We start from the raw sequence: 24,861 nt of genomic DNA on the forward strand, positions 1-24,861 counted from the left end.
CTATCTACGACCGCCGGGCGGAGGGCGAGAGTGGACCGTCCCTCCGGAGGAATTGCGCCCGCCGACGCAGGCGGAAATGCGGGAGATTCAAATCTTCACCACTCCGGTGCCTGGAACGACGTCATGAGCCCCGTGGGGACGGTGCTTGGGTACGCACTGCACGAGATCGGCCGTCATCCCGACTCGGAGCCCACGTTCTCCGCCCGGTGTCTGCATCCGGACTGTAAGTGGTCCGTGGCGCCCACTCCCGACGACGAACGGGCCGACAAAGACTGCATGACCCACACGGGTCTTACCGGGCACGGGATCTTCGCCCGGACGTGTGAAGCCATCGCGGTCGTCACTCGCAAATAAAGCTCCGCTCCTCCAGCGCTTTGGGGAGCTCTCTGGAGGAGCGGGTCAGGCCCGCGCGGCGCAGCTCGCGACTGTCCGCGCGGAGAGCGGGCCGGGACGTGGTCCGATGAGGTCGGCTCCACGTCCCGCCCGTGCAACGTCGAGCCGGCACCCCAGACCGCCCCGGTCGTCCTCTCTACCCCGTGGAGGACGGCCGGGGCTTCTTTGCGTTTCCGCAGGTCAGCGGCCGTGGTAACTTCTATGCAAGGGTGTCCCGTTCACCAGGGTGATCTCGTACTGCAGCGCGTGCACGGGAAGGTCTCCGATCCTCCGGGGTCCGGGTGGGGGCGGTCAGACGGCGAGCAGGGCGAGCAGTCCGCGTACGGCGGTGTCGAAGGAGGCGGGCGAACCCGTCGCGCGGGCCAGCACGTATCCGCCCTGCACGGTCGCGAGGACCGTCGCCGCGATCTCCTCCGGGTCGAGGGAGCCCCTCAACTCGCCGCTGTCCAGGCCCTCTCGCACGACCTCGGCGATCCTGCCGCGCACCCGTCCGAGCACCTCCTCGACCGGTGCGCGCAGCTCCGGGTCCGCGATGACCTCCGGGTCCATGGTCAGCCGGCCCACCGGGCAGCCGCGCAGGACGTCGCGCTCGCGCCGCAGGTACGCCTCGATGCGGTCGTACGCCGAACCCCCGCCGCCGAGGACCGCCTCGGCCGCCGCGCCCAGCTCCTCGGCCGAGCGCCGGATGGCCGCGAGCGCCAGGTCCTGCTTGCCGGCGAAGTGGTGGTACATGCTGCCCTGGCCCGCGCCCGCCGCCTGCTGGACGGCTTTGGGGCTGGTGCCGACGTAACCGCGCTCCCACAGGAGTTCGCGGGTGGCCTCGATCAGCCGCTCCGGGGTGCTCATGCTCATGTCGTCACTGTACATACCAGTAGGTACAGAGCGGAAGCAGTGGCGCCCCGGCGACGTACTCCCGGTGTCGTACGCCGGGAACCGCTGCCCGTACGACGACCCGGACCCCCTCCCGGAGCGAGTCTCGAACCAGAGCCGGATACCACCGAGGAGCTGAACCCCCATGAACACACTCGCCCACGCGGGCCCCGGCCCGTGGGTCCTCTTCTTCCCCCTCGTCTGGGCCGCCGTCGTCATCGGGATCGTCACCGTCGCCCGCCGCGCCGGATGGCGCCGGGGCCGGCCGTGGCACGACTCCGGGCCCGACGAGCACTCGCCCATCGCCCTGCTCGGCCACCGGTTCGCGGCCGGCGAGATCGACGAGGACGAGTACTGGCGGCGCCTGACCGTCCTGGAGGAGCAGTTCGGCCGCGCCACGGACCCCAAGGGGCGCCGGACATGACCGCCCCCGCCCTCCGCACCGCCCCCTCCGCCCCGCTTCCGGCCGCCCGGGTCGTCGACGCCGTCAAGGTGTACGGGCGCGGGGACACCGAGGTCAGGGCCCTCGACGGCGTGAGCGTCGACTTCCCGGCCGGCCGCTTCACCGCCGTCATGGGCCCCTCCGGCTCGGGCAAGTCCACCTTGATGCACTGCGCCGCCGGACTCGACACCCTCACCTCCGGCGCCGCCCTCGTCGGCGACACCGACCTGTCCACCCTCGACGACCGGCGCCTGACCCTGCTGCGCCGCGACCGGATCGGCTTCGTCTTCCAGGCCTTCAACCTGCTGCCGACCCTCACCGTCGCCGAGAACGTCACCCTTCCGCTCGACCTCGCCGGGCGGTCCGTCGACCCGGAGCGGTTCGACCGGCTCGTCGACACCGTCGGCCTGCGCGACCGCCTGCACCACCGGCCCGGCGAACTCTCCGGCGGACAACAGCAACGCGTCGCCGTCGCCCGGGCCTTCGCCGGCGACCCCGACGTCGTCTTCGCCGACGAGCCCACCGGCAACCTCGACTCGCGCTCCGGCGAGGAGGTCCTCCGCCTGCTCGGCCGTACGGTCCGCGACACCGGCCGCACGGTCGTCATGGTCACCCACGATCCCGTCGCCGCCGCCCACGCCGACGAGGTGATCTTCCTCGCCGACGGCCGGCTCGTCGACCGCATGACCGGTCCCACGGCCGATCGCGTCCTCGACCGCATGAAGGCCTTCGACACGGGCGCCGCGACGGTCCCCGGAGGCACGACATGAACGCCCCCGCCACCCTCCGGCTCGCCCGGGCCTCGCTCCGCGCGCACCGGCGGCGCTTCCTCGGCACCTTCGCCGCCGTCCTCCTCGGCGTCGCCTTCCTCACCGGCACCCTCGTCATGGGCGACACCCTCCGCGCGAGCTTCGACTCGATGTTCACCGACGCCACCCGGGGCACCGACGCCGTCGTCCGCAGCGCCACCACCGTGACCGCCGCCGGCGCGGCCCAGGGCACCCGCGGCCCCGTCGACGCGGACCTCGCCGAGCGCCTCGCCCGGGTCCCCGGGGTCGCCGCCGCCGCGCCCCGGATCGAGGGCGCGGGCCAGCTCCTCGCCGCCGACGGCACCCCCGTCGGCGGCAAGGGCCCGCCCACCCTCGCGGGCAACTGGATCGACGACCCCGCCCTCAACCCGTACCGCCTCGCGGAGGGCCGCGCGCCGCGCGCCCCCGGCGAGGCCGTCGTCAACCGGGGCGCCGCGAGGACGGCCGGCCTCGCCGTCGGCGACACGACGGTCCTGCGCACCCCCGACCCGGTGGAGGTCACCGTCGTCGGCCTGGCCACCTTCGGCGGCGCGGACGGCATGGGCCAGGTCACCTGGACCGGCCTCACCCGCGCCGACGCCGAGGAACACCTCACGGCGCGGCCCGGGGAGGCGACGAGCATCGCCGTACGCGCCGGACCCGGCGTCTCGCAGGACGAGCTGGTCGCCACGCTGACGCCCGCCCTGCCCGAGGGAGTCGAGGCGATCACCGGACAGCGGGCCGCCGAGGAGAACACCGCGATGGTCTCCGGCCGCTTCCTCGACCTCTTCACCACCTTCCTGCTGGTGTTCAGCGGGGTCGCCGTGTTCGTCTCCGTCTTCACCATCCACAACACCTTCGCCGTCCTCGTCGCCCAGCGGACCCGCGAGAACGCCCTCCTCCGCGCGATCGGCGCCACCCGCCGCCAGATCGTCACCGGCACCCTCGCCGAGGCGCTCACCGTCGGACTGCTCGCCTCCCTCGCCGGGCTCCTCGCCGGGATCGGCGTGGCCGCCGGGCTCCAGGCGCTGTTCCCCGCGATCGGCTTCCCCTTCCCCGAGGGCGGCCTCGTCGTGACCGGCCCCTCCCTGGCCCTGCCGCTCGGCGTCGGGCTCGCGGTCTGCGCCGGTTCGGCGCTGCTCCCGGCCGTACGGGCCGGGCGCACGGCCCCGCTCGCCGCGCTGCGCGAGACGGACGTCGACGACTCGGGCACCTCCCGCCGTCGCGCCCTGACCGGAGGCGCCCTGCTCGCCGTCGCCGTCGGCGCGGCCCTCGCCGGTGTCCTCGGCACCCCGTCGCTGTGGCTCGCCGCCACCGGGGCCGCGCTCGCCGTCGCCGCGTTCGTGGTCCTCGGACCGGTCGCCGCCTCGCTCGCCGTACGGGTGCTCGGCCGCCCGCTGCGCGGGGTCAACCACCGCCTCGCCCGCCGCAACGCCCTGCGCAGCCCGGGCCGTACGGCCGCGACCGCCACCGCCCTGATGGTCGGGGTCGCCGTCGTCACCCTCTTCACGGTCTTCGGCGCCTCCCTCAAGGCGACCACGGACCGCACGGTCGACCGCTCCTTCGCCGGGGACGTGGCCGTCGGCGCGCCCTCGTTCGGCGCGGGCGGCAGCGGGCTCAGCCCCCGCCTCGCCCCGGCCGTCGCCGCGCTGCCCGAGGTCGACACCGCCGTGGGCCTGGGGCGCGGCGTCGCGGAGGTGGACGGCCGGGGCCGCGCGCTCACGGTCACCGACCCGGCCGCGCTCGCCCGGACGCTCGACCTGGGGGAGGTCCGGGGTTCCCTCGCCGGACTCGGTACGGACGGCCTCGCCGTCGCCGCCGACGAGGCCGCCGCCTCCGGCCTGGCCCCCGGCGGGGCCGTCGAGCTGACGTTCACCGACGGCAGTCGGCACGCCTTCACGGTCCGCGCGGTCTACGAACGCTCCGACCTCGCCGGCGACTACCTCGTCACCCGGGAGGCCTGGGCCCCGCACCGCACCCAGGACGCCGACCGGCTGGTCGCCGTCTCCTTCGCGGACGGCGTCCGCGTCGAGGACGGCAAGGCCGCCGTGACCGAGGTCGCCGACCGGTACGGCCGTCCGGAGGTGCAGACCCGCGAGGAGTACGCGGAGGCCTCGGCCGGCGGCATCGACATGATGCTCACCCTCGTCTACGCGCTCCTCGCGCTCGCCGTCCTGATCGCGCTGCTCGGCATCGCGAACACGCTGACCCTCTCCGTCCACGAACGGACGCGCGAGCTCGGTCTGTTGCGGGCCGTCGGGCAGACCCGGGCCCAGCTGCGGACCACGGTCCGCTGGGAGTCCGTCCTGGTCGCCGCCTTCGGGACGGTCGGCGGGATCGTGCTCGGCGCCTTCCTCGGCTGGGTCCTCGTCCGCGCCTCGGGCGGCCCGGGCGACAGCGCCCCGGCGTTCGCCGTACCGGCCGTGCGGCTCGCGGCCGTGGCCCTCGCCGGGCTGGTGGCGGGAGCCGTGGCGGCCTGGCGTCCGGCCCGCCGCGCGGCCCGCCTGGAGATCCTCCGGGCGATCGCCACGGAGTGACGGGGCCGGAGGGACTCCGTCGACCCGCCCGGTCGGGAACCCCGACCGGGAGCGGGCCGGGCCGGCAGCGGTTTCCTCAGCCCGGCAGGCCAGGCCGTCGACCGGCCTCGTCAGTCCGCCGGCCAGGTCGTCGACCGGCCTCGTCAGCCCGGTCGGCCCGCCAGGACCGGGCGGGCCACCGACGGGGCCGGCACCGGTTCGACCGGCGAGCTGAGGGGCACGCCGGGGAGGCGGCTGTACCCGACGCCCGCGAGCAGGTCCTCGGCCGCGGCCCCGTACACGGCCCGCGCGCACGCGTCGACGGGGTCGCCGAGGGCCGGCGCCGTGAGGGTGAACCACACGACCTTGCCGTCGGCGCCGCACGGGCGGACGCCCCAGCTCTCGCTGACCGCCCCGACGATGCCGAGGCCCCGGCCGGAGGTGGCGAGCGCGTCCAGGTCGTCCATCGGGCCGGGCGTCCCGCACGCGTCGAGCGCGTCCGGGAGCCGGACCTCGGGCAGCCGGGGATCGTGGTCCCGGACCGAGACGGTGAGCCGGTCGAGCAGCAGCTCGATCTCGACCTTGCACCCCTTGTCCGGCTGGGCGTGGCGGTGCACGTTCGTCAGCAGCTCGGTCAGACCGAGGACGGCCTGGTCCACCAGGGAGTCCAGCTGCCAATGTCGAAGGTGCGCGGAGATGATGCGGCGGATCTGTCCGATCCGCGACGGCAGGGCCTGAAGCTCCACCGCGTAGTACCTGCTCGGCTCGCTGATCACGGCTGCGACTCCCCGAAGTGGTCCGGAAGAAGACGAAGATTCGGATCTGTCTCTGCGGTACAGAAGGGGCGGTGACCTGATCGCAGCGTCACCACCGCTGAACCCTCAGTGAGGTGGGTTCCAGCCTGGACCAGCCGTGACCGCCCCGCAACTCGCCGCGAACCCCCGCAGCTCAGGACCGCCCGGCCGCCCGCTTCAGCGCCGCGAGGAAACGCCCGGACACCTCCGCCTCCCCGTCGCCACGGTCGCGGTCGCCGTCCTCGTCGGAGTGCAGGGTCAGCCGGTACCGCGTGCCGTTCACGGTCGCCACCGTCTCGTCCGCCTTCGCGAACCACGGGCGCCCCGCCCGCACCGCCGAGACCGGCGCGCTGTCGATCTCGCTGCCGTAGCTCGTCAGGAGCGCGAGGCGGCCGTCCTCGATCCGCACCTCGCCCGCGCGCGTCAGCGAGCGCGGCCAGCGCGCGATCCGTACGCCCCTGGCGCTGAACTCGGGCTCCGCCATGCCGATCCGCCCCTTTCACCCGGTTGCCGCATCCAGTGTGCCGGGCCGTCGCCGCGCGCACCAGTAGCCCTCCCGAAGACCGTCCACAAGGGAGCCCTATGGAACGTCAAAGGGAACGTTTGCCCAGGTGAGAGCGGTATTGTCGGAAGGGCGAGACCCCTGAGGCGACACACGAGGAGAGGGACGGATGAGCACCACCCACGAGAGTGCGGCCGCGGTCACGGTCGACGTCGACCGCAGCGACCCGGCGTACCGGTCCTGGCTGAAGGAGGCCGTGCGCAAGGTCCAGGCCGACGCCAACCGTTCCGCCGACACCCATCTGCTGCGCTTCCCCCTCCCCGAGAAGTGGGGCATCGACCTCTACCTCAAGGACGAGTCGACCCACCCCACCGGCAGCCTCAAGCACCGCCTCGCCCGCTCCCTCTTCCTCTACGGCCTCTGCAACGGCTGGATCCGCCCCGGAAAGCCCGTCATCGAGGCCTCCAGCGGCTCGACCGCCGTCTCCGAGGCGTACTTCGCGAAGCTCATCGGCGTCCCCTTCATCGCCGTGATGCCCCGCACGACCAGCCCCGAGAAGTGCCGGCTCATCGAGTTCCACGGCGGGCGGTGCCACTTCGTCGACGACTCGCGCACGATGTACGAGGAGGCCGCGGCCCTCGCCGAGCGCACCGGCGGCCACTACATGGACCAGTTCACCTACGCCGAGCGGGCCACCGACTGGCGCGGCAACAACAACATCGCCGAGTCGATGTACCAGCAGCTGCGCCTGGAGCGGTACCCGGAGCCCGCCTGGATCGTCGCCACCGCCGGCACCGGCGGCACCTCGGCCACCATCGCCCGCTACGTCCACTACATGCAGCACGACACCCGGATCTGCGTCGCCGACCCCGAGAACTCCTGTTTCTTCGACGGCTGGACGCACCACGACCCGAACGCCACCGCCGACTGCGGCTCGCGCATCGAGGGCATCGGCCGCCCCCGCATGGAGCCCAGCTTCGTGCCCGGCGCCGTCGACCGCATGATGAAGGTCCCCGACGCGGCGAGCGTCGCCGCCGTCCGGGCCCTGGAGACCGCGATCGGCCGCAAGGCGGGCGGCTCCACCGGCACCGGTCTGTGGAGCGCCTTCAAGATCGTGGCCGAGATGGTCGCCCACGAGCGCACCGGCAGCGTCGTCACCCTCATCTGCGACCCGGGCGAGCGCTACCTCGACAAGTACTACTCCGACGACTGGCTGGCCGCCCAGGGCATGGACATCGCCCCGTACTCCGCCGCTATCGAGCGGTTCCTGGCGACGGGGGCCTGGCCGGAGTGAGCCGCCGGTCCAGCCGGCGCGCCGCGTCCCGGAAGGAGAACCCCACGCCCGGCGCCGCGAGGCGCAGCGCGAGCCGGAACGAGGCCGCGCCGTCGGCGGCCATCGTCCATCGCAGACGGGTGCCCCGGCCGGTGGGGGAGAGGGTCCACTCCTCCGCCATGGCCGTCACCCCGGGCGCGTTCGTCGCGTCCACGCGGTAGGCGTAGCGGAGGTCGGGCTCGGAGGCCAGGATCGTCTCGTCGAAGGCGATCCCGCCCCGCAGCCGTACGGACCGGCCCGCGCCGTCGCCGGTCGGGACGGCGGAGGCGACGGCCGTGAACCACGACGGCAGGCTCCCCACCTCCACGGCCACCGACCGGTAGACGGCCGACGGCGGGGCGGCGAGGGTCGCGGTGAAGACCAGGCGGACGGGCGCGGACGTGGTGAAGTCGAGCTCCACCGGGCGCAGTCGGCGTGCCATGGACCCTCCCGGGGCGGGGCGTGGGCGGAGGCAGCACGATAGCTGACGCGCTGTCAGTAGCACAGGGGGGCGCCGCGCGGGACCCGCGTCCACCGGGCCGGCGCCCCCGGCCGTGTGGGCGCGCGCCTCACGGGGCGGTGCCCCCGGCCCCTGCCCGTGTGGGCAATCGTCCCGCTGGGGCGGGACGGGTGGGCACACAGGACGGTGCGCTCCAGTGGCGCCTCCGCGTTCCGCGCCTGGACCCGCACCACTTCGCGCGGCGCACAACGGGGTGCGGGTCAGGGCAACGGGAGCCTCGGGCGCCGGCAAGGGGCGCCGTCCGTTGTGCCCACCCTCCCCCAAGCTCTCGGCTCCGCTCGAGCAGGGGGGACCCCCTTCGCCCCAGCGGAACAGTTGCCCACAACGGGGCCGGCGGGCGCAGCCCGCAGGAGGCGTCAGCGCGGCGGGGTCAAGGTCACGGGCCCCGCAGCACCCCGTCCACCGCGCGGCCGAACACGACCCGGCCCGCCAGGCGCAGCACCGGGTCGAAGGCCCCCGGGACGCCCCGTACCGTCAGTTCCTCCGTCCACACCACCCGGCAGCCGCCGCCCGCCGTCCCCGTCACCTCGACGAGCGCCCAGCCCCGCACGACCCGCCCGGTCTTCTCCAGACGGCAGACGCCGGGCCGGCCGGGCGACGGGGGCTCCCAGCGCACGACCTCCATCGGGTCGTCGAAGGACAGCCGGCCGACGCCCGTACGGGCGACGAACCGCGTGCCCACCCCGTCCGGCCCCGGCGTCAGCACCCTCGTCCGGGTCAGCGGCACCTGGCGGCCGTGCGCCGGCCAGTCCGTCAGCCGCCGCCACACCTCCTCCGGTGCCGACGGCACCGTCCGCTCGACCCGGAAGAGGCTCACTCCTGTTCCTCGCCCGGCACCACGAGACCCGGCACGTACTCCGTCACCTCGGCCCGCACCCCCGCGGGCAGACCGCTGTCCGTCACCCAGGTGTCGACCTCGTCGAGGGCGGCGAAGGAACTCAGTCCCACCGTCCCCCACTTGGTGTGGTCGGCGACCACCACGACCCGGCGCGCCGAGCGCATCAGGCACCGGTTGGTCTCGGCCTCCGCCAGGTTCGGCGTGGAGAGGCCGGCCTCCACCGACACGCCGTGCACGCCGAGGAAGAGCAGGTCGAAGTGGAGCGAGCGGACCGCCCGGTCCGCCACCGGCCCCACCAGCGCGTCGGACGGCGTGCGGACCCCGCCGGTCAGGACGACGGTCGCCGCGCCGCGCCGCGACTCGCTCCCGCCGCCCATCTGCTGCGCCTCGTGGAACACGTCGGCGACCCGCACCGAGTTGGTGACCACCGTCAGGTCCGGCACGTCGAGCAGGTGCCGGGCCAGCGCGTAGGTCGTCGTCCCGCCGGACAGGGCGATCGCGGTACCCGGCGACACCAGGGCCGCCGCCGTCCGGGCGATCTCGTCCTTGGCGCTCGGTTCGAGCACCGATTTGGCCTCGAAACCAGGCTCGTGGGTGCTCGCCTCGACCACCGGAACGGCCCCGCCGTGCACCTTGGCGACCATGCCCTGCCGGGCCAGCGCGTCCAGGTCGCGGCGGATCGTCATGTCCGAGACGCTGAGGCGACGGGTCAGCTCGTTCACCCGTACGCCGCCACGCCGCCGTACCTCGTCGAGGATCAGGGCACGCCGCTGCTCCGCGAGGAGGTTCTGGTTGTCAGTCACCGTCGGGGCCGGTCCTTCCGCAGGAGACAAGGGGATGAGTGTCGGATTCGGTGAGGAACCGTGCGCAGCCGCACGACCTTCCGCGATCCTGTTGCCGACGTCGCATCTTCCCACTCTGAGAGGAAGTCCCCTCAGTGTCCCCTGCCACACCCACCCCGGAGAGCGGGGGCGCGGCGCTCGAACTCCTCGTCCACGGAGTCGGCGGAGCCACCCCCGAGTCGATGCTCGACGACCCCAGGACCGTACGGGTGACCGGCGACCGGACCGCCGCCGTGTACCGACGCGGCGACGACCTCGACGCCGAGGACCACCCCGAGCGGTACGCGGCGGGCCCCGTCCCGGAGGCGTACTGCTGGTCCAATCTGACCTCAGGCGACGGCGCCCGCGCCCTGTGGCTGCTGCTCCTGCCCTTCATGGTGGCCAACCTGGCGCACTGGATGCGGCCGCCCGCCGAGGGCAGGCCGGTGCTCGTGCGGTTCTACGGGGTCGTCGTCCGGCTCGTCGCCCTCACCCTCACCGTCCTCCTCACGGCCGCCGCCTGCGAGGTGGCGCTCGACCTGACGGCCTGGCAGTGCGCGTCCGCCGCCGCCTGCGCCGACGCGCACTCCTGGCTCGGCTTCCTCTCCGCCGGGCGCGGCGGCTGGTGGTCCGTGCCCGGCCGCCGCCTCGCCCTCGCCGCGCTCGTGCCGACCGCGCTCGTCGGCCTGCTCTGGTACCTCTCCAACCGGACCTGGAGCGCGTACGAGGCGCAGCGCCCGCCCACCGGGTACGACGTGCCCGTCGAGGAGCCCCGGGCCGACACGGAGACGGCGGACGCCGAGCCCGCCGGCTCCGTCGATCCGCGGCCCGCGCTCGGCCGTCCCGGGTTCTGGTACGGCCGCCGGCTCGTCGCCCGCCTCCGGGCCGCCCACACCGCCGCCGGGTTCCTGACCGTCGCCGCCGCCCTCGTCACGGCCACCGTCCGCCACGACGCCGACTCGTCCGGCCCGCGCACGGTCCTCGGCTGGGTCCTCCGGGCCGCCGTCGCCGTCCTCGCCGTCGTCGTGGTCGGGGTCGTCTGCCGGCGCGGCCGCAGCGAGAGCCGCCTCGACCTGCGCGTCGAACGCGTCCTCGTCTCCTGGCTCCCCGCCGCCTCCCTCGCCCTCCTCGTGCTCACCGCCCTGCACGCCGGCTGGTCCCGCCCCGGTTGGATCTCCTCCGGAACCCTCCCCGGCGACGCCGTCTTCGGCGCCCTCACCCTCGTCCAGGGCGGTCTCGTCGTCGCCCTCGGCGTCGTCGCCCTGCTCCTCCAGCGGCCCCGCCGGGACCCCCGTACCGCGCTGCGCGGACTCGGCGGGCCCGCGGTCGCCATGCTCGCCTGCGCGCTCGCCGGGGTCATGTCCGGGGGAGTGGCGCAGCGGGTCGCCGACTGGCTCGACGGTCCGGCCACCCCCGGCATGGGCGACCGCAGCGGCCCCAGGATCGGCCCGCCGGTCCTCCTCAGCTGGCAGGCCTCGGTGATCCCCGTCCTGCTCCTGCTGCTCCTCGTGCCCGCCGCCCTCCTCGCCGCGCGGACCGTCCTCGACGCCCGGCGCCTGCGCTCCGCCGTCGAGTCCGACTACGCCGCCGCCGACGAACGCGACCCGGTGCGTACGGGACAGATCGCGACCGGCCGGGCCCGCGCCTCGCTCACCGACTCCGCGCCCGTCCTCGTCGGCGTCGTCTCCGGCGCGACCCTGCTCCTCGGGGCCGCCTCCGTCGCGGGCGCCTGGGCCAGCGGCAACGTGCCGGGCCGGGCCTTCGACGGCGCCCACCCCGCGATCGCCTCCCTCGCCTCCGTCACCCAGGCCCTCGGCTCCTGGATGATCGGCCTCGGCTTCCTGCTCTTCGTCACCTGGGGCCGCCGCGCCTACAAGGACGCCTCCGCCCGCCGCACCATCGGCATCCTCTGGGACGTCGGCACCTTCTGGCCCCGCGCCGCCCACCCCTTCGCCCCGCCCTGCTACGCCGAACGCGCGGTCCCCGACCTCACCTGGCGGATGAGCTCCTGGACCCGGAGCACCGGCGGGCGGCTGGTCATCTCCGGGCACTCCCAGGGCAGCGTCCTCGCCGCGGCCGCCGTCTGGCAGCTGCGGCCCGTCACCCGGAGCCGGGTCGCCCTGCTCACCTACGGCTCGCCCCTGGAGCGGCTCTACGGCCGCTGGTTCCCCGCGTACTTCGGCCCCGAGGCGCTGCGCGCCCTGAACCGCACGATGCACTGCTGGACCAATCTGTACCGCGCCACCGACCCCATCGGAGGCCCCGTCGGGGTCCCCGCCGAGGACGGCCGCCCGGCCGTCGACGAAGCGGTGCTGCTCGACCCGGTCGCGTACGGCCGCACCCGCCGGCACCCGCTGCCCGAACCGATCCTCGGACACTCCGACTACCAGGCCGACCCGGCCTTCGCCCGGTGCCGCTCCGCACTCCTCGACCGGCTCCCACCGTCCTTCCCCCGCCAGCGCTCCGACTCCCCCCTGGATCAGGGGATGTCGGGGATGTCCTCCGGGTAGAGCAGGGTCAGGTCGTCCGTGCTCGCCTCGGCGAGCGCGGCGACCCGGCCCGCGTGCCGCTCCACCATCGACTCGAAGGTCCCCCGCGCCGTACGGCCGTTGCCGAACGCCGGGCCCTTGGGCAGCTTCTCGAAGTACGCGAGCAGCGCCTCGTCCGTGCCCGGCGCGAGCCGGTACTCGTGCTCGTCCGCCTGCTGGCCGACGATCCGCAGCAACTCCTCCGGCGCGTAGTCGCCGAAGGTGATGGTCCGGGAGAAACGGGAGGCCACGCCCGGGTTGACGGTGAGGAAGCGCTCCATCTCCGCCGTGTACCCGGCGACGATGACCACCACCGCGTCCCGGTGGTCCTCCATCAGCTTCACCAGCGTGTCGATCGCCTCGCGGCCGAAGTCCCGCCCCGAGTCCTCCGGCGACAGCGCGTACGCCTCGTCGACGAAGAGGACGCCGCCGCGCGCCCGGTCGAAGGCCTCCTGCGTGCGGATCGCCGTCGAGCCGATGTGCTCGCCGACCAGGTCCACCCGGGAGACCTCCACCAGGTGACCGCGCTCCAGGACCCCGAGCGAGGCGAGGATCTCGCCGTACAGCCGGGCCACCGTCGTCTTGCCCGTGCCCGGATTGCCCGTGAAGACCAGGTGGCGGCGGACCGAGGCCGCCTTGAGTCCCGCCTCCTGGCGCCTGCGCCCCACCTCGATCATGTTGGTGAGGGTCCGCACCTCCAGCTTGACGCTCTCCAGACCCACCAGGGCGTCCAGCTCGCCGAGCACGTCCTGCGAGGAGCGGGCCTCCGGCGCCGGTTCCGCGACGGCCGGCGCGGCCGGTGCCGGGGCGCGCGGCACGGGCACCGTACCGAGCAGCCCCGCCGGCTGCGTGGCCGTCAGGACCGTGCCGCCGTCGGGCACGGAGGAGCGGACCGCGCTCTCGTCGCTGGTGCAGTCCTCCGCGCTCGCGCCCTCCTCGGGGAACTCGTAACCGCCGCGCGCGCAGCGCTCCGTGCGGCACTTGCGCAGGGTCGTCCGGCAGCCGTCCGTGACGTGGAAGCCGTATCCGCCGCTGCCCGTCACCCGGCAGCCGTGGAAGGAGCCGCGGCCCTCCGCCGAGACGTAGAAACCGGCCTCGGCGGGCGAGGTGACCACGCACCGGTCGATCGTGGGGTCGGCGCCCTTGGTGACGATGACCCCGGTCTGCACGGAGTCGATCGTGCAGCCGCCGAGGGTGCCGCCGCTGCCGTGGTCCCGGAACCAGGCGCCCGTGGACGCCTCCCGGATCCGGCAGTCGTCGAGCTGGGCCGTGGCCCCGTCGCTCACCGACACCGCCGTGTTCCGCACCTGCGTCAGATCGCTGTCGACGACGTCCACCCGCGAGCCCCGGTCGAGGACGAACAGCGCGTCCGGCACGTCGTGGACCCGGCAGGCGTCGAGGACGGCGGTCGCCCCGTCGCTCACCCACACCGCCGGGTAGTCGCCCGTGCTGTCGTGGATCTCGCACTGGTTGGCGTCCACCCGCGTCCCCGGGTCCCACACCGACAGGCCGTTGCGCCCGAAGCGGCGGACGGTCGACCGGGTCAGCGTCAGGACCGATCGCGAGCGCAGGTCGACCGCGTTCTCCGGCACGTCGTGGATGTCGCAGTCCGAGAGCGTGAGCACCGCGTCCGTGTCCAGCGTGATGCCGTCCGCCGAGGTGCGGTGCACCGTGGAGTCGGTGAGGTGGGCGGCGGCGCGGGCCGCGATCTGCAGGCCGGCGCCCTTGATCTCGTACACCTCGCAGCCGACGCCCTCCAGGCCGCTGCCCTCGCCGGTCACGGCGATGCCGGCGCCGGAGGCGTGGTGCACCCGGCAGCGCTCGAGGCGTGGATGCGCCCCGCCGCGCACCGAGACCCCGGCCTGCCCGGCGGAGACCACCTCGCACTCCTCGAACACCCCGCCCGCGCCGTCGAGCACGGCGATCCCGACTCCGGCCGGATTGTCGATCGTGCAGCGGCGGGCCGTCGGCCGGGCGGCGCCCCGGACCTCGATCCCGGCGGCCGAGCGGGTCATGATCCGCAGGTCGAGCAGCTCGGGCGTGCCGTCCTCGACGAGCAGCGCGGGCGCGGCCACGTCCTGCCCCTCGATGTGCAGGTCCTGCACGGTGACGGAGGCGCGCAGGGTCAGCGGCACGCCGTCCGGCGGCGCGATCCGCACCGAGCCGATCCCGCCCTCGGGGCCGCGCAGGGTGACGGCCCGCCGGATCACGAGGTTCTCCCGGTAGGTCCCGGGCGCGACGGTGAGGACGTCCCCGTCGCCCGCGGCCTCCAGGGCGGCGGCGAGGGAGGGGTACTCACCCGTGCGGCGCCGCCACCGCGATGTGCCGGTGTGCGTCACCTGGACCGTGCCCTGTGCCATGGGTGTGTCCTGCCCCCGCCTCATGCCTCGCCGCTGATCCGATGCCCCACCGTAGCGCGCGCGGCGCCGCCGGGTTGACGGGTCGCGGGCCCTTGCGCGTACGGGAGGCCGACCGCCGTCGGGCACGCGTCACCGCCGGTCCGGGCCGGTCCGGAGCGGTCGGGACCGGTCGTGGAACGGTCGAAGTCGAACGCGGTGCCGCGGCCGGCCGGACGGTACGGCCCCGCCCGCCGGCGTCAGCTTCCCGTGCCCGTACGGCCCCAGTCGGGACCCGCCGCCGCCCATGCGCGGTCGAGGCGCGCGTACCGACGCAGCACCAGTCTGCGGACGGCGAGACGGCGGACGAGCTCCACCAGCGAGCCGACGAGGAGGGCCGCCGTCAGGCCGGCGACGACCGCGTGCGCGCGGGCCGCCCCCGTCTGCATCGGCGGCGCCACCGGGCGCCCGTCCCGGTCCGTCCAGAGCCGGAAGGCGGCGCCGGGCGCGGAGTGCCGCCGGGCCGTCGCCACCGTCCCCGTGCGGGCCGAGCCGTCCGGCGCGGTCCAACGGGCCACCACCGAGCGCCGCAGCCGCTCCTCCCCGGCGGTCCCGACGGATCCGTGGCCGCTCGCGGGGACGTCGGCGAGCCGCACCACCCGGGCCGTCGTCGGCAACCGCTGCGCCTGCTGGGTGCGGGCCGCGCGCGACAGCGGGCCGTACGCGGAGGTGCCGGCCGCCCAGCCGGTCAGCGGCACCGCGACGCAGAGCAGGACGACCGCCGCGAGGGCGATCCACGCCTCCACGAGATCAGTGGTCCGGCGCAGGGGATTGTGCCGCCAGCGCCAGAGTCCGGTGGCTGCGCGCACGTCTGGACCCCCTCGTCGTTCACCGCCTCGTCGTTCACGCCTCCTCCAACGAGTGTGCCCCCGGGGTGGGTTCCCCGCCCGTCGACCGGTGGGCGCGGCGCGCGGTCCGGGGCCTCAGTCCAGGATCTTCACGGCGTCGCCGACCCGGACGGTGCCGGTGTGCTCGGGGACGAGGTTCTGGCCGAAGATGACCCGGCCGTCGCTCGTGCGGTGCCGGGCGAGGCTCCGCAGCGGCTCCTTGCCCCGCTCGGCCGTGAACTGGTCCGTCGTGGTGACGACGCAGCGCCCGCAGGGCCTGGCGACCCGGAAGGTGACCTCTCCGACGGCGAGCCGCTTCCAGCCGTCCTCCGCCCAGGGGGCGGTGCCCTCGATCACCAGGTTCGGCCGGAACCGGTTCATCGGCAGGGGGCCCTCGTCGGCGTGGTCGCCCCGGTCTATCAGGGAGTTGAGGGCGTCGAGCGAGGCGGTGGTGGTGACGAGCAGCGGATAGCCGTCCGCGAAGCTCACGGTCTCGCCGGGCAGCGCGTAGTCCGGGTCGACCGGACGCCGGTGCTCGGGCGCGTCCATGTGCACCAGGCGCACGTCGCTCTCCAGGTACGCCGAGAGCCAGGCGGCCGCGGCGGGGTCGGCCGGGACGGCCTCCACGGGCTTGTCGAAGATCTCCATCGTGACGGTGGCCGTGGCCGGCGGGGGCTGGGGAACCCCGACCGCCAGCGTCGGCCGGGCGGGAGCGGACAGGGAGACCCCGCCGCCCGGCAGCGGCTCCGCCGTGACCAGCGCCATCCGAGGGTGACGGCGTTGGGTCACGACCTTGTTCGCGGAGTCGACGACGGCCCAGCGGCGGTCACCGGCCAGCCCCCAGGGCTGTACCTCGGCCTCCGTGCGGGCCAGCGCGCGCATGGCTTTCACCGGGTGGACGTGGAGGGAGCGGAGCACAGGAGTCGGCATGCCCTCATCCTGCCAGCCGCCCCGTCCTCCCCGTCGGCCGTTGCGCGGAGCCGGTCAGTAACCCCCGCCCTGGTAGGGACGGTTGTACGGGTCGTCGTACGGCGCGGGGGTCGGGACCGGCGCGGGCCGGGGGGCCGCCGGACGCATCGCCTCGTATCCGGCGGCGGCCGGACGGGGCTGCTGCGGGTACTGGGCGCCCGGGTAGCCGCGCGGGGCCGTCGGCTGCTGCGGGATGTACGGGGCCGGGGCGTGCTGCAGCGGGACGGGGGCCATCTGCGGAGCGGGCTGGGGGTAGCCGTATCCGCCGCCGTAGGCCGGGGCGGGCTGCGGGCTGGGCGCCGCCGGGAGGGCGGGCAGCGCCGAGGGGAGCGCCGGCAGGTGGGAACCGCTTCCGGAGAAGCTGCTGCCGGTGTCGTAGGCGGCGGGCACTCGGATCGGGGCGATCTGAGGCGTGCCCCGCTCCGCGACCAGGGAGTCGTAGATCGGGGTGTCCGGGAAGGACGGCGCGGTGTGGTAACCGCCTCCATAGATGGAGCGGGGGGAGGTCATGGCACATAAGTTAAGCCCACGATGTGCTGGTTGGGGAGCCCCCATCTTGGGGTTATCCGTTTTACGCTGGTTTTGCCGACCTGACCTGCCGAAACGTTGTTAAAGGACGCGTTGGCGGGAAGGGTTTTTCCTTGTGTCCGCCACGGGGTTAACGGGAAGTGTCGGCCTGACTTCAAAGCGACATCCGATAAGCGCCCACCCGGCCGAGCGCTTCGCTCCCGAGCCCCTGAAACGCGGTGTCCGTCATCTGATTACCGAAGGTAACTGAACTCCTGCGCACCGCCATTGCGGCGGGCGCCGACGGATTCCCCGGCAGGCGTACGACAGGGGGGCGGTGGGCGATGCGCCGGAATCCACGGACCGTGCTGCAGGCGGGCGACGAACGCGACGGCGGACCGCCCCGGGGCGCCGACCCCACCGGTCCGCCGCGCGGGGCCGCGCACGGGAGAGGTGAAGGAACCCGGGCGGACCGCCGAAGTCGCTCGGGAAGCGCGCGCATGGGTCGTTTTCTCGACCGGGAAGCGCCGGGTCCCGACTGCCACCGACGCGTCCTGGAGGCGGCGGGCGGTCTGCTCGCCCGGGCCCAGGAGCACGGAACGGCCCGTGTCGACCCGCGCGCCGGCCCCGGCCGGGCAGGCGGCCACCGGTCCACGGCGGTGCTCGACGGCGTCGCGCTACGATCGGCCTCGCGCATGCTTCGCCGGTCCGACGGTCCTGCCGGACGGCCTGCCGCCGAGGACTCGGGCGTGCGGTTCGGGCGTCTCAGGGGCAGGAAGGGTGCGGCACATGTCCAAGCAGGAGCGGTGGAGCAGATTGCTCGAACTGCTGGCGGTCGAGGGCAGGCTGGACGTGGAACGGGCCGCGGTCGTCGTCGACGTGTCGCCCGCCACCATCCGCCGGGACCTCGACGAGCTCGCCGAGCAGCGGCTCCTCGTCCGCACCCGTGGCGGGGCGATCGCGCACGGCGTGTCGTACGAGCTCCCGTTGCGCTACAAGTCCTCCCGCCAGGCGTCCGAGAAGCAGCGGATCGCCGGCGCCGTGGCGGACCTCCTGAGCGTGGGGGACGTCATCGGCCTCAACGGAGGGACGACGACCACCGAGGTGGCCCGCGCGCTGGCGCTGCGGGTGGGCGGAGGTCCGGGCGAGTCCGTCGAGGGGCACTCCGGCCCCTCGTACACCGTCGTGACCAACGCGCTGAACATCGCCGGCGAGCTGGCGGTCCGCCCGCAGTTCAAGATCGTGGTGACCGGTGGCGTGGCCCGGCCGCAGACCTATGAGCTGGTGGGGCCGCTGACGGCGGGAGTGCTGAACGAGGTGGTGCTGGACGTCGCGGTCCTGGGCGTCGACGGCGTGGACCCGAAGCTGGGGGTCATGACGCACCAGGAGGACGAGGCCGGCATCAGCAGGCTCTTCGCGGAGCGCGCCCGCAGGGTCGTCCTGGTGACCGACTCCACCAAGATGGGCAAGCGCGCCTTCGCCAGGATCTGCGGCCTCGACCGGATCGACTCCCTCGTCACCGACTCCGGGATCGCCCCGGAGATGGCGGCCAGGCTCACCGAGGCCGGCATCGAAGTGATCACCGTCTGAGAGCACCCGCCGCGGCCCCGGGCGGCACGGGCGGAACCCGCCCGAGCCCACCGGGTCCGCCCGTCCCGGGGTGACACCGAGGCCGAGCCCACCGGGCCCGTCCGACCCGGGGCGACACCGCGCCCGAGGAGCTCCCGCTCTCCCGCCCGGACGGCGCGGCGGAGGCCGGTCGTCTCCGTGAAGGTGCCGCGGAACCCGGGGCGTTCACCGGTCCGGTGCCGCCTCCGGGCGCGCGTACGTCCGGCCCTTCCACGCCGCGCCCCGGCCCCGGTGGTGCCGCACCGCCGAGTCCACCGTCATCAGGAGGTACAGGAACGCGGTGAACGGCAGCAGCGGGGCGAGCCACAGCGACTGACGGTAGTAGCGGAGCATCGGGACGTACGTCCCCGCCATCACCGCCCACGCGACGCCGCCGGTCCACGCCGCCACCGCGTCCCCGCCCCCGACGCCGGCCACCACGGCCGCCGGCGGCACCAGATAGACGAGCACGAGACCCGCGACCGTCCCCGCGAGCAGCAGCGGGTTGTGCCGCAGCTGCGCGTACGCGCTGCGCGCGACCATCCGCCACAGCTCGCCGAGCCCCGGATACGGGCGGACGCTGTCGACCCGCTCCGCCAGCCCCAGCCAGATCCGCCCCCCGGCCCGCCGCACCGCCCGCGCCAGCGACACGTCGTCGATCACCGCCTGCCGGATCGACTCCGGCACGCCCGCCGCCACCGCCGTCTCCGTCCGCAGCAGCACACAGCCGCCCGCGGCGGCCGTCGCCAGCGGGCGCGCCCGGTTGATCCAGCGGAAGGGATACAGCTGGGCGAAGAAGTAGACGAACGCCGGAACGACCAGCCGCTCCCACGCGCTCGCCACCCGCAGCCGGGCCATCTGCGACACCAGGTCCAGGCCGCCGTCCACGGCCGCCGCCACCAGCCGCCGCAGACTGTCCGGCTCGTGCGCGATGTCCGCGTCCGTGAGCAGCAGGAACTCCGGCCCACGCGCGCGTGCCAGTGCCATCCCGTGGCGCAGCGCCCACAGCTTCCCCGTCCAGCCCGGCTCCGGCTCTCCCGGCGACACGACGGTCAGCGGCAGCCCGCCGTCCCGGGCGGCCAGCTCGACGGCCAGCTTCCCCGTCCCGTCCGTACTGCCGTCGTCGACGAGGAAGACCTCCGCGACCCCCGGATAGTCCTGCGCGAGGAGGGACGGCAGGCTCATCGGCAGCACCTCCGCCTCGTCCCGCGCCGGCACCACGACGGCCACCCTCGGCCATTGCTCCGGGGGAAGCCGTCGCGCCCGCGGCAGCCGTTGATCGGTGCGCCAGAAGAAGCCCTGGCCGAGGAGCAGCCAGCACCAGACGGCCAGGGAGGCGGTCGAGAACCAGGCAAGGGTGCTCATTCGCGGCAGTCTGCCCCAGATCGCGGGGGATGAACGGCTCATCGGCTAGGGTGACCGGGTGAAGATCGCGCTCATGGACTCCGGAATCGGCCTCCTCCCGGCGGCGGCCGCGGTGCGTCGGCTCCGGCCGGACGCGGACATCCTCCTCTCCAACGACCCCGACGGCATGCCGTGGGGCCCGCGCACCCCCGAGGACCTGACGGGGCGTGCCCTCGACGTCGCCCTCGCCGCCGCCGAGCACCGCCCGCAGGCGCTCATCGTGGCCTGCAACACCGCCACCGTGCACGCCCTGCCGGCCGTGCGCGCCGCGCTCGAACCGGACATCCCGGTGATCGGCACCGTGCCCGCGATCAAGCCCGCCGCCGCGGGCGGCGGCAAGGTCGCCATCTGGGCCACCCCCGCCACGACCGGCAGCGCGTACCAGCGCGGACTCATCCGCGACTTCGCCGACGGAGCCGAGGTCACCGAGGTGCCCTGCCCGGGGCTCGCCGACGCCGTCGAGCACGCCGACCGGGACGCGGTGGACGCCGCCGTCGCCGCCGCGGCCGCGCTCACCCCGACCGACGTCCGCGCCGTCGTCCTCGGCTGCACCCACTACGAACTCGTCGAGGAGCGGATCCTCGCCGCTCTGGAGCCCCACCGCCGGGCCGGACTGCCGCCGATCGTCTTCCACGGCTCCGCCGACGCGGTCGTCGCCCAGGCCCTGCGCCGGATCGGTGCCGAGCCCGCGCCCGACGCGGACCCCACCGGCACCCTCTCCGTCCTGCTCAGCGGGCGCCCCGGCCCCCTTCCCGCCGAGGCCCTCGACTACGCGGAGGGCCGCACCCTGGCGGCCACGGCCGCGGCGCGCTGAGGGAGACCCTCCTTTCCCTGCGCGGAGGAACCCCGTCCCGCGCCGAGGTCCCGCCCCGTGCTGTGAGCTGCCTTACGGATCCCCGCGCCGGCCCCCGGCACGGCCCCGCCCCCGTCCGGTGTTCCGCAGGCGAGCACCCTCGTCCTTCACCGAGCGTCACCGCGTGAGCGCGCTCCGGCGCGCCGCCCCCGGTCGTCCTCGGTACCCTCCCCTTATGAGGGACCATTTCCGGGACCGGAGCCCGCGTGCCGACGAGCTGATGCCCGTCGTCTGGACCGGTCGTGCCACCAACCGTTTCCAGTGGGTCGCCGCCGTCGCCGGTGCCGCCTGCATGGCCCTGGGCGTCGCCATCGCCGTCGAGTCCCCGTGGACCTCCGGCATCGCCGCCCTCCTCATGGCGGTGGTCGGCTGCGTCGCGGCCGGACTGCTCGTCCTCTTCGGCACCCTCGCCTTCGTCCACGTCGCCGTGAAGGTCGACGACCGCGCCATGGAGGTCCGCTGCGGCCACATCGGCGTGCCGCGCCGCCGCATCCCGCTCGCCCACGTGGTGGAGGCCGACTTCGCGCCGAGCGTCACCCCGCGCCAGTGGGGCGGCTGGGGCTACCGCTGGCGGCCCGAGAAGGGCACGGCCGTGATCGTCCGGAGGGGCGAGGGCCTGGTCCTGCGCCTCGGCGACGGACTGACCTTCACGGTGACCGTCGACGACGCCGAGTCCGCGGTCCGTGTCATCCGCGCCCACCTCCGCCGCTCCGCCCCGCCGGTCCCGCCCGCCGCGACCGGCGTGTGAGCCGGCTCGCGTCGCCGGGAAGCGGCCCCGTGCCGGTCACGCCCCCAGGGGCGGTCCCGTGCCGGTCACACGGCCCCCGGGCCGATCCGTACCGCCCTCCTGAGGGGCGGGAACGCCCCGTAGACTCCGCTGGGTGAGCGCCACCATCACCCCCGTCGACGCGTCCGGACCCGACACCGCCCCTACGCCGGGCGCCCGGCTGCGGCGGTTCGCGCGGCCCGGGGCGGCTCTGCTGTCCGGGTTCCTGCTCTACCTGAGCTTCCCCCCGCGCCCCCTGTGGTGGCTCGCGCTGCCCGCCTTCGCGCTGCTCGGCTGGACCCTGCGGGGCCGCCGCCCCCGCGCCGGGTTCGGCCTCGGCTACCTCGCGGGGCTCGGCTTCCTGCTCCCGCTGCTCGTGTGGACCGGCGAGGAGGTCGGCGCCGGTCCGTGGCTGGCCCTCGCCGCCGTCGAGGCGCTCTTCGTCGCCGCCGCCGGTCTCGGCGTCGCGGCCGTCTCCAGGCTTCCCTGGTGGCCCTTCTTCGCGGCCGGGGTGTGGATCCTCGCGGAGGGGGCACGCGCGCGCGTGCCCTTCGGCGGCTTCCCCTGGGGCAAGGTCGCCTTCGGCCAGGCGGACGGGGTCTTCCTGCCGCTCGCCGCCGTCGGCGGCACCCCGGTGCTCGGCTTCGCGGTCGCCCTGTGCGGCTTCGGCCTGTACGAGGCGTGCCGACGGTTCCAGGCGTACCGGACCACCGGCGCCGTCCCGCGCGGCCCGCTCGCCGCCGCGGCGCTCGCGGTCCTCCTCCCGGTCACCGGCGCCCTCGCCGCGCTGCCGCTCGTCGACGACTCCGCCGAGGACGGCACCGCCACCGTCGCGGCCGTCCAGGGCAACGTGCCCCGCCTGGGCCTGGACTTCAACTCCCAGCGGCGGGCCGTCCTCGACAACCACGTGGCCCGCACGCGCGAGCTCGCCCGGGCGGTCGAGGAGGGCCGCGAGCCGCAGCCCGACTTCGTGCTGTGGCCGGAGAACTCCTCCGACATCGACCCGTACGCGAACGCCGACGCGGCCGACGTCATCGACGGCGCCGTCAAGGCGATCGGCGTGCCCACCGTGATCGGCGCCGTCGTCACCCCCGAGACCGGCAAGCTCCGCAACACGCTCATCCAGTGGGACCCCGAGCGCGGCCCCGTCGCCACGTACGACAAGCGGCACGTCCAGCCCTTCGGCGAGTACATCCCGATGCGCCCCTTCGTCCGGCTCTTCAACAGCAACGTCGACCGGGTCAGCCGTGACTTCGGCGCCGGTACGAAGGTCGGCGTCTTCGACCTCGCCGGTACGAAGGTGGGCCTGGCGACCTGTTACGAGGCGGCCTTCGACTGGGCCGTGCGCGACACCGTCACCCACGGCGCCCGGCTGATCTCCGTCCCCAGCAACAACGCCACCTTCGGCCGCAGCGAGATGACCTACCAGCAGCTCGCGATGAGCCGGGTGCGCGCGGTCGAGCACAGCCGGTCGGTCGTCGTGCCCGTGACCAGCGGCGTCAGCGCGATCATCCGCCCCGACGGCGAGATCGTCGCGCAGACCAGGATGTTCACCCCGGACGTCCTCGTCGAGAAGGTGCCGCTGCGCTCCTCGCAGACCCCCGCGACCCGCCTGGGCACCCTGCCCGAGGCCCTGCTCGCGGTGCTCGCGGCGGCCGGTCTCGGCTGGGCCGGCGCCCGCGCGGTGCGCGCCCGCCGGGCCCCGACGGCCTGACCCCGGATCCCTGGCCCGGGCCCGGGCCCGGGCCCCGAGGGGGTCCGGCCTCGGGCCCCGCCCCGATCCGTAGGTGATCTAGGGTCGGGGCATGGGCACTCCTGACTTCATCCGCGAACTGCGCGAGACGGCCGGCCACCAGCTGCTCTTCCTGCCGGGCGTCAGCGCCGTCGTCTTCGACGACCGGGGCCGCGTCCTGCTCGGCAAGCGGGCCGACAACGGTCTGTGGGCGGTCATCGGCGGCATCGTCGACCCGGGGGAGCAGCCCGCCGACTGCGCGGTGCGCGAGGTGTTCGAGGAGACCGCGGTGCGCTGTGTGCCCGAGCGGGTCGTGCTCGTGGAGACCCTCCGCAAGCCCGTCGTCTACTCGAACGGCGACATCTGCCAGTACATGGACGTCTCGTTCCGCTGCCGGGCGGTCGGGGGCGAGGCGCGGGTCAACGACGAGGAGTCGACCGAGGTCGGCTGGTTCGGGACGGACGAGCTGCCGGAGATGAGGCGTTTCTCGTACCTGCGGATCGAGAAGGCGCTCGCCGATGAACCCACATGGTTCCGCACCACAGCAACCAGCTGAACTGTGGGCCCGGCACACATCGGTGGGGGGAGGGGCCCGTTCATAGGGTGCGGAACATGAGCGCCCCCCTCACCGTCCCCGGCACCGAGCCCGGTGCCGACGTCGCCTCGCCCCTGCCCCGCGCCGCGGGCCTCGCCCTCGACCTCACCGGCCGCACCGCGCTCGTCACCGGCGCGGCCGGCGGCATCGGGCGGGCCTGCGCGCTGCGGCTCGCCGCCGCCGGGGCCCGGGTCAGAGCCGTCGACCGGGCCGCCGAGGGCCTCCGGACCCTGGCCGAGGAGGCCGGCGCGCTCCCCGGCGACCTCGAACCGCGGCTCCTCGACCTGACCGACCTGGACGCCGCCGAGGCGGTGGCCGCCGGCACCGACATCCTCGTCAACAACGCCGGGATCCAGCTGGTGCGCCCCATCGAGGAGTTCCCGCCGGACGTCTTCCACACCGTGCTCACCGTGATGCTGGAGGCGCCCTTCCGGCTCATCCGGGGCGCCCTGCCCCACATGTACGGCCAGGGGTGGGGGCGGATCGTGAACCTCTCCTCCGTCCACGGACTGCGCGCCTCCGCCTTCAAGTCCGCCTACGTGGCCGCCAAACACGGCCTGGAGGGCCTCTCCAAGACCGCCGCCCTCGAAGGCGCCCCGCACGGGGTCACCTCCAACTGCGTCAACCCCGGCTACGTCCGCACCCCGCTCGTCGAACGGCAGATCGCCGACCAGGCCGCCGCCCACGGCATTCCGCCGGAGCGCGTCCTCGCCGAGGTCCTCCTCAAGGACTCGGCGCTCAAGCGGCTCGTCGAACCGGAGGAGGTCGCCGAGGCCGTCCTCTACCTCTGCACCCCGCAGGCCTCGTTCATCACCGGCACCTCCCTCACCCTCGACGGCGGCTGGACCGCCCACTGAGGCGGACCCCTGTGCGGCTCGTC

General features: G+C 74.8%; 23 protein-coding genes. 12 read left to right on the plus strand and 11 right to left on the minus strand.

Annotated elements, in window-relative coordinates; genetic code table 11:
- The first annotated feature begins 123 nt into the window (after window positions 1–123).
- Window positions 124–354, plus strand: a complete 231-nt coding sequence (locus tag ACZ66Z_RS18665) for a DUF7848 domain-containing protein (RefSeq protein WP_469935206.1) — start codon at window positions 124–126, stop codon at window positions 352–354.
- A gap of 330 nt (window positions 355–684) precedes the next feature.
- Here ACZ66Z_RS18665 and ACZ66Z_RS18670 read toward each other — a convergent pair whose 3' ends face one another.
- Window positions 685–1,260 carry a TetR/AcrR family transcriptional regulator gene (locus ACZ66Z_RS18670; protein ID WP_469935208.1) on the minus strand — a complete coding sequence of 192 codons (576 nt, stop codon included), beginning with the start codon at window positions 1,258–1,260 and terminating at the stop codon, window positions 685–687.
- Window positions 1,261–1,408: 148 nt separating this feature from the next.
- On the opposite strand from ACZ66Z_RS18670, the gene ACZ66Z_RS18675 reads away from it, so the two are divergent.
- The 3 genes from ACZ66Z_RS18675 to ACZ66Z_RS18685 are packed head-to-tail and all read left to right on the plus strand — an operon-like array spanning window position 1,409 to window position 5,030.
- A complete protein-coding gene (locus ACZ66Z_RS18675; RefSeq protein WP_469935210.1) occupies window positions 1,409–1,687 on the plus strand; it encodes an SHOCT domain-containing protein in 279 nt (92 codons plus the stop codon).
- On the plus strand, window positions 1,684–2,475 hold the full coding sequence (locus ACZ66Z_RS18680) for an ABC transporter ATP-binding protein (RefSeq protein ID WP_469935212.1): 792 nt from the start codon (window positions 1,684–1,686) through the stop codon (window positions 2,473–2,475). Before ACZ66Z_RS18675 ends, ACZ66Z_RS18680 begins: the two co-directional genes overlap by 4 nt.
- The gene (locus ACZ66Z_RS18685) at window positions 2,472–5,030 is read left to right on the plus strand and encodes an FtsX-like permease family protein (RefSeq protein ID WP_469935214.1); all 2,559 of its coding nucleotides are present in this window, start codon (window positions 2,472–2,474) and stop codon (window positions 5,028–5,030) included. Before ACZ66Z_RS18680 ends, ACZ66Z_RS18685 begins: the two co-directional genes overlap by 4 nt.
- 143 nt (window positions 5,031–5,173) lie before the next feature.
- Here the strand turns inward: ACZ66Z_RS18685 and ACZ66Z_RS18690 are convergent, their stop codons facing one another.
- Together ACZ66Z_RS18690 and ACZ66Z_RS18695 are read right to left on the minus strand one after the other, a co-directional pair.
- Window positions 5,174–5,785 (minus strand): ATP-binding protein, encoded by a 612-nt coding sequence (locus tag ACZ66Z_RS18690; protein WP_469935216.1) that lies wholly within the window; start codon window positions 5,783–5,785, stop codon window positions 5,174–5,176.
- A gap of 172 nt (window positions 5,786–5,957) precedes the next feature.
- Entirely contained in the window at window positions 5,958–6,287 is a 330-nt protein-coding gene (locus ACZ66Z_RS18695; RefSeq protein WP_469935218.1) for a hypothetical protein, read from the minus strand.
- A gap of 187 nt (window positions 6,288–6,474) precedes the next feature.
- Here ACZ66Z_RS18695 and cds1 point away from each other — a divergent pair, with 187 nt between their 5' ends.
- Entirely contained in the window at window positions 6,475–7,599 is a 1,125-nt protein-coding gene (gene cds1, locus ACZ66Z_RS18700) for an L-cysteine desulfhydrase Cds1 (RefSeq protein ID WP_469935220.1), read from the plus strand.
- Here the strand turns inward: cds1 and ACZ66Z_RS18705 are convergent.
- The 3 genes from ACZ66Z_RS18705 to ACZ66Z_RS18715 all read right to left on the minus strand — a co-directional run bounded on the left by ACZ66Z_RS18705 (window position 7,559) and on the right by ACZ66Z_RS18715 (window position 9,778).
- Entirely contained in the window at window positions 7,559–8,059 is a 501-nt protein-coding gene (locus ACZ66Z_RS18705) for an SRPBCC family protein (RefSeq protein WP_469935222.1), read from the minus strand. The genes cds1 and ACZ66Z_RS18705 overlap by 41 nt on opposite strands.
- 454 nt (window positions 8,060–8,513) lie before the next feature.
- Complete coding sequence (locus ACZ66Z_RS18710; RefSeq protein ID WP_469935224.1) at window positions 8,514–8,954, minus strand: SRPBCC family protein; 441 nt, start codon at window positions 8,952–8,954, stop codon at window positions 8,514–8,516.
- Window positions 8,951–9,778 (minus strand): DeoR/GlpR family DNA-binding transcription regulator, encoded by an 828-nt coding sequence (locus tag ACZ66Z_RS18715; RefSeq protein WP_469935226.1) that lies wholly within the window; start codon window positions 9,776–9,778, stop codon window positions 8,951–8,953. The genes ACZ66Z_RS18710 and ACZ66Z_RS18715 overlap by 4 nt, the downstream gene beginning before the upstream one ends.
- 134 nt (window positions 9,779–9,912) lie before the next feature.
- On the opposite strand from ACZ66Z_RS18715, the gene ACZ66Z_RS18720 reads away from it, so the two are divergent.
- Window positions 9,913–12,306, plus strand: coding sequence for a hypothetical protein (locus tag ACZ66Z_RS18720; RefSeq protein ID WP_469935228.1), 2,394 nt, complete (start codon window positions 9,913–9,915; stop codon window positions 12,304–12,306).
- Here the strand turns inward: ACZ66Z_RS18720 and ACZ66Z_RS18725 are convergent.
- The 4 genes from ACZ66Z_RS18725 to ACZ66Z_RS18740 form a co-directional block, all read right to left on the minus strand.
- A complete protein-coding gene (locus ACZ66Z_RS18725) occupies window positions 12,276–14,684 on the minus strand; it encodes a right-handed parallel beta-helix repeat-containing protein (protein WP_469935229.1) in 2,409 nt (802 codons plus the stop codon). The genes ACZ66Z_RS18720 and ACZ66Z_RS18725 overlap by 31 nt on opposite strands.
- Window positions 14,685–14,920: 236 nt before the next feature.
- A complete protein-coding gene (locus ACZ66Z_RS18730) occupies window positions 14,921–15,529 on the minus strand; it encodes an Rv1733c family protein (protein ID WP_469935231.1) in 609 nt (202 codons plus the stop codon).
- 114 nt (window positions 15,530–15,643) lie between these two features.
- Entirely contained in the window at window positions 15,644–16,477 is an 834-nt protein-coding gene (locus ACZ66Z_RS18735) for an MOSC domain-containing protein (protein ID WP_469935233.1), read from the minus strand.
- Between the two features lie 54 nt (window positions 16,478–16,531).
- Window positions 16,532–17,026, minus strand: a complete 495-nt coding sequence (locus ACZ66Z_RS18740) for a DUF6643 family protein (RefSeq protein WP_469935235.1) — start codon at window positions 17,024–17,026, stop codon at window positions 16,532–16,534.
- Between the two features lie 786 nt (window positions 17,027–17,812).
- Between ACZ66Z_RS18740 and ACZ66Z_RS18745 the strand changes: the two genes are divergently transcribed.
- The gene (locus tag ACZ66Z_RS18745) at window positions 17,813–18,613 is read left to right on the plus strand and encodes a DeoR/GlpR family DNA-binding transcription regulator (RefSeq protein ID WP_469935237.1); all 801 of its coding nucleotides are present in this window, start codon (window positions 17,813–17,815) and stop codon (window positions 18,611–18,613) included.
- Between the two features lie 204 nt (window positions 18,614–18,817).
- Here ACZ66Z_RS18745 and ACZ66Z_RS18750 read toward each other — a convergent pair whose 3' ends face one another.
- On the minus strand, window positions 18,818–19,996 hold the full coding sequence (locus tag ACZ66Z_RS18750; protein WP_469935239.1) for a glycosyltransferase: 1,179 nt from the start codon (window positions 19,994–19,996) through the stop codon (window positions 18,818–18,820).
- A 58-nt stretch (window positions 19,997–20,054) separates the two neighbouring features.
- On the opposite strand from ACZ66Z_RS18750, the gene ACZ66Z_RS18755 reads away from it, so the two are divergent.
- From ACZ66Z_RS18755 to ACZ66Z_RS18775, 5 genes are all read left to right on the plus strand, one after another.
- Window positions 20,055–20,849, plus strand: coding sequence for a glutamate racemase (locus ACZ66Z_RS18755; protein WP_469935240.1), 795 nt, complete (start codon window positions 20,055–20,057; stop codon window positions 20,847–20,849).
- A 214-nt stretch (window positions 20,850–21,063) separates the two neighbouring features.
- Window positions 21,064–21,636, plus strand: a complete 573-nt coding sequence (locus tag ACZ66Z_RS18760; protein ID WP_469935241.1) for a hypothetical protein — start codon at window positions 21,064–21,066, stop codon at window positions 21,634–21,636.
- 133 nt (window positions 21,637–21,769) lie between these two features.
- Entirely contained in the window at window positions 21,770–23,368 is a 1,599-nt protein-coding gene (lnt, locus tag ACZ66Z_RS18765; RefSeq protein WP_469935242.1) for an apolipoprotein N-acyltransferase, read from the plus strand.
- A gap of 91 nt (window positions 23,369–23,459) precedes the next feature.
- Complete coding sequence (locus tag ACZ66Z_RS18770; protein WP_469935243.1) at window positions 23,460–23,942, plus strand: NUDIX hydrolase; 483 nt, start codon at window positions 23,460–23,462, stop codon at window positions 23,940–23,942.
- A gap of 56 nt (window positions 23,943–23,998) precedes the next feature.
- A complete protein-coding gene (locus tag ACZ66Z_RS18775; RefSeq protein WP_469935244.1) occupies window positions 23,999–24,838 on the plus strand; it encodes a 3-hydroxybutyrate dehydrogenase in 840 nt (279 codons plus the stop codon).
- The last annotated feature ends 23 nt before the right edge of the window (window positions 24,839–24,861 follow it).

It is taken from the genome of Streptomyces sp. NPDC107498 (assembly GCF_055582805.1).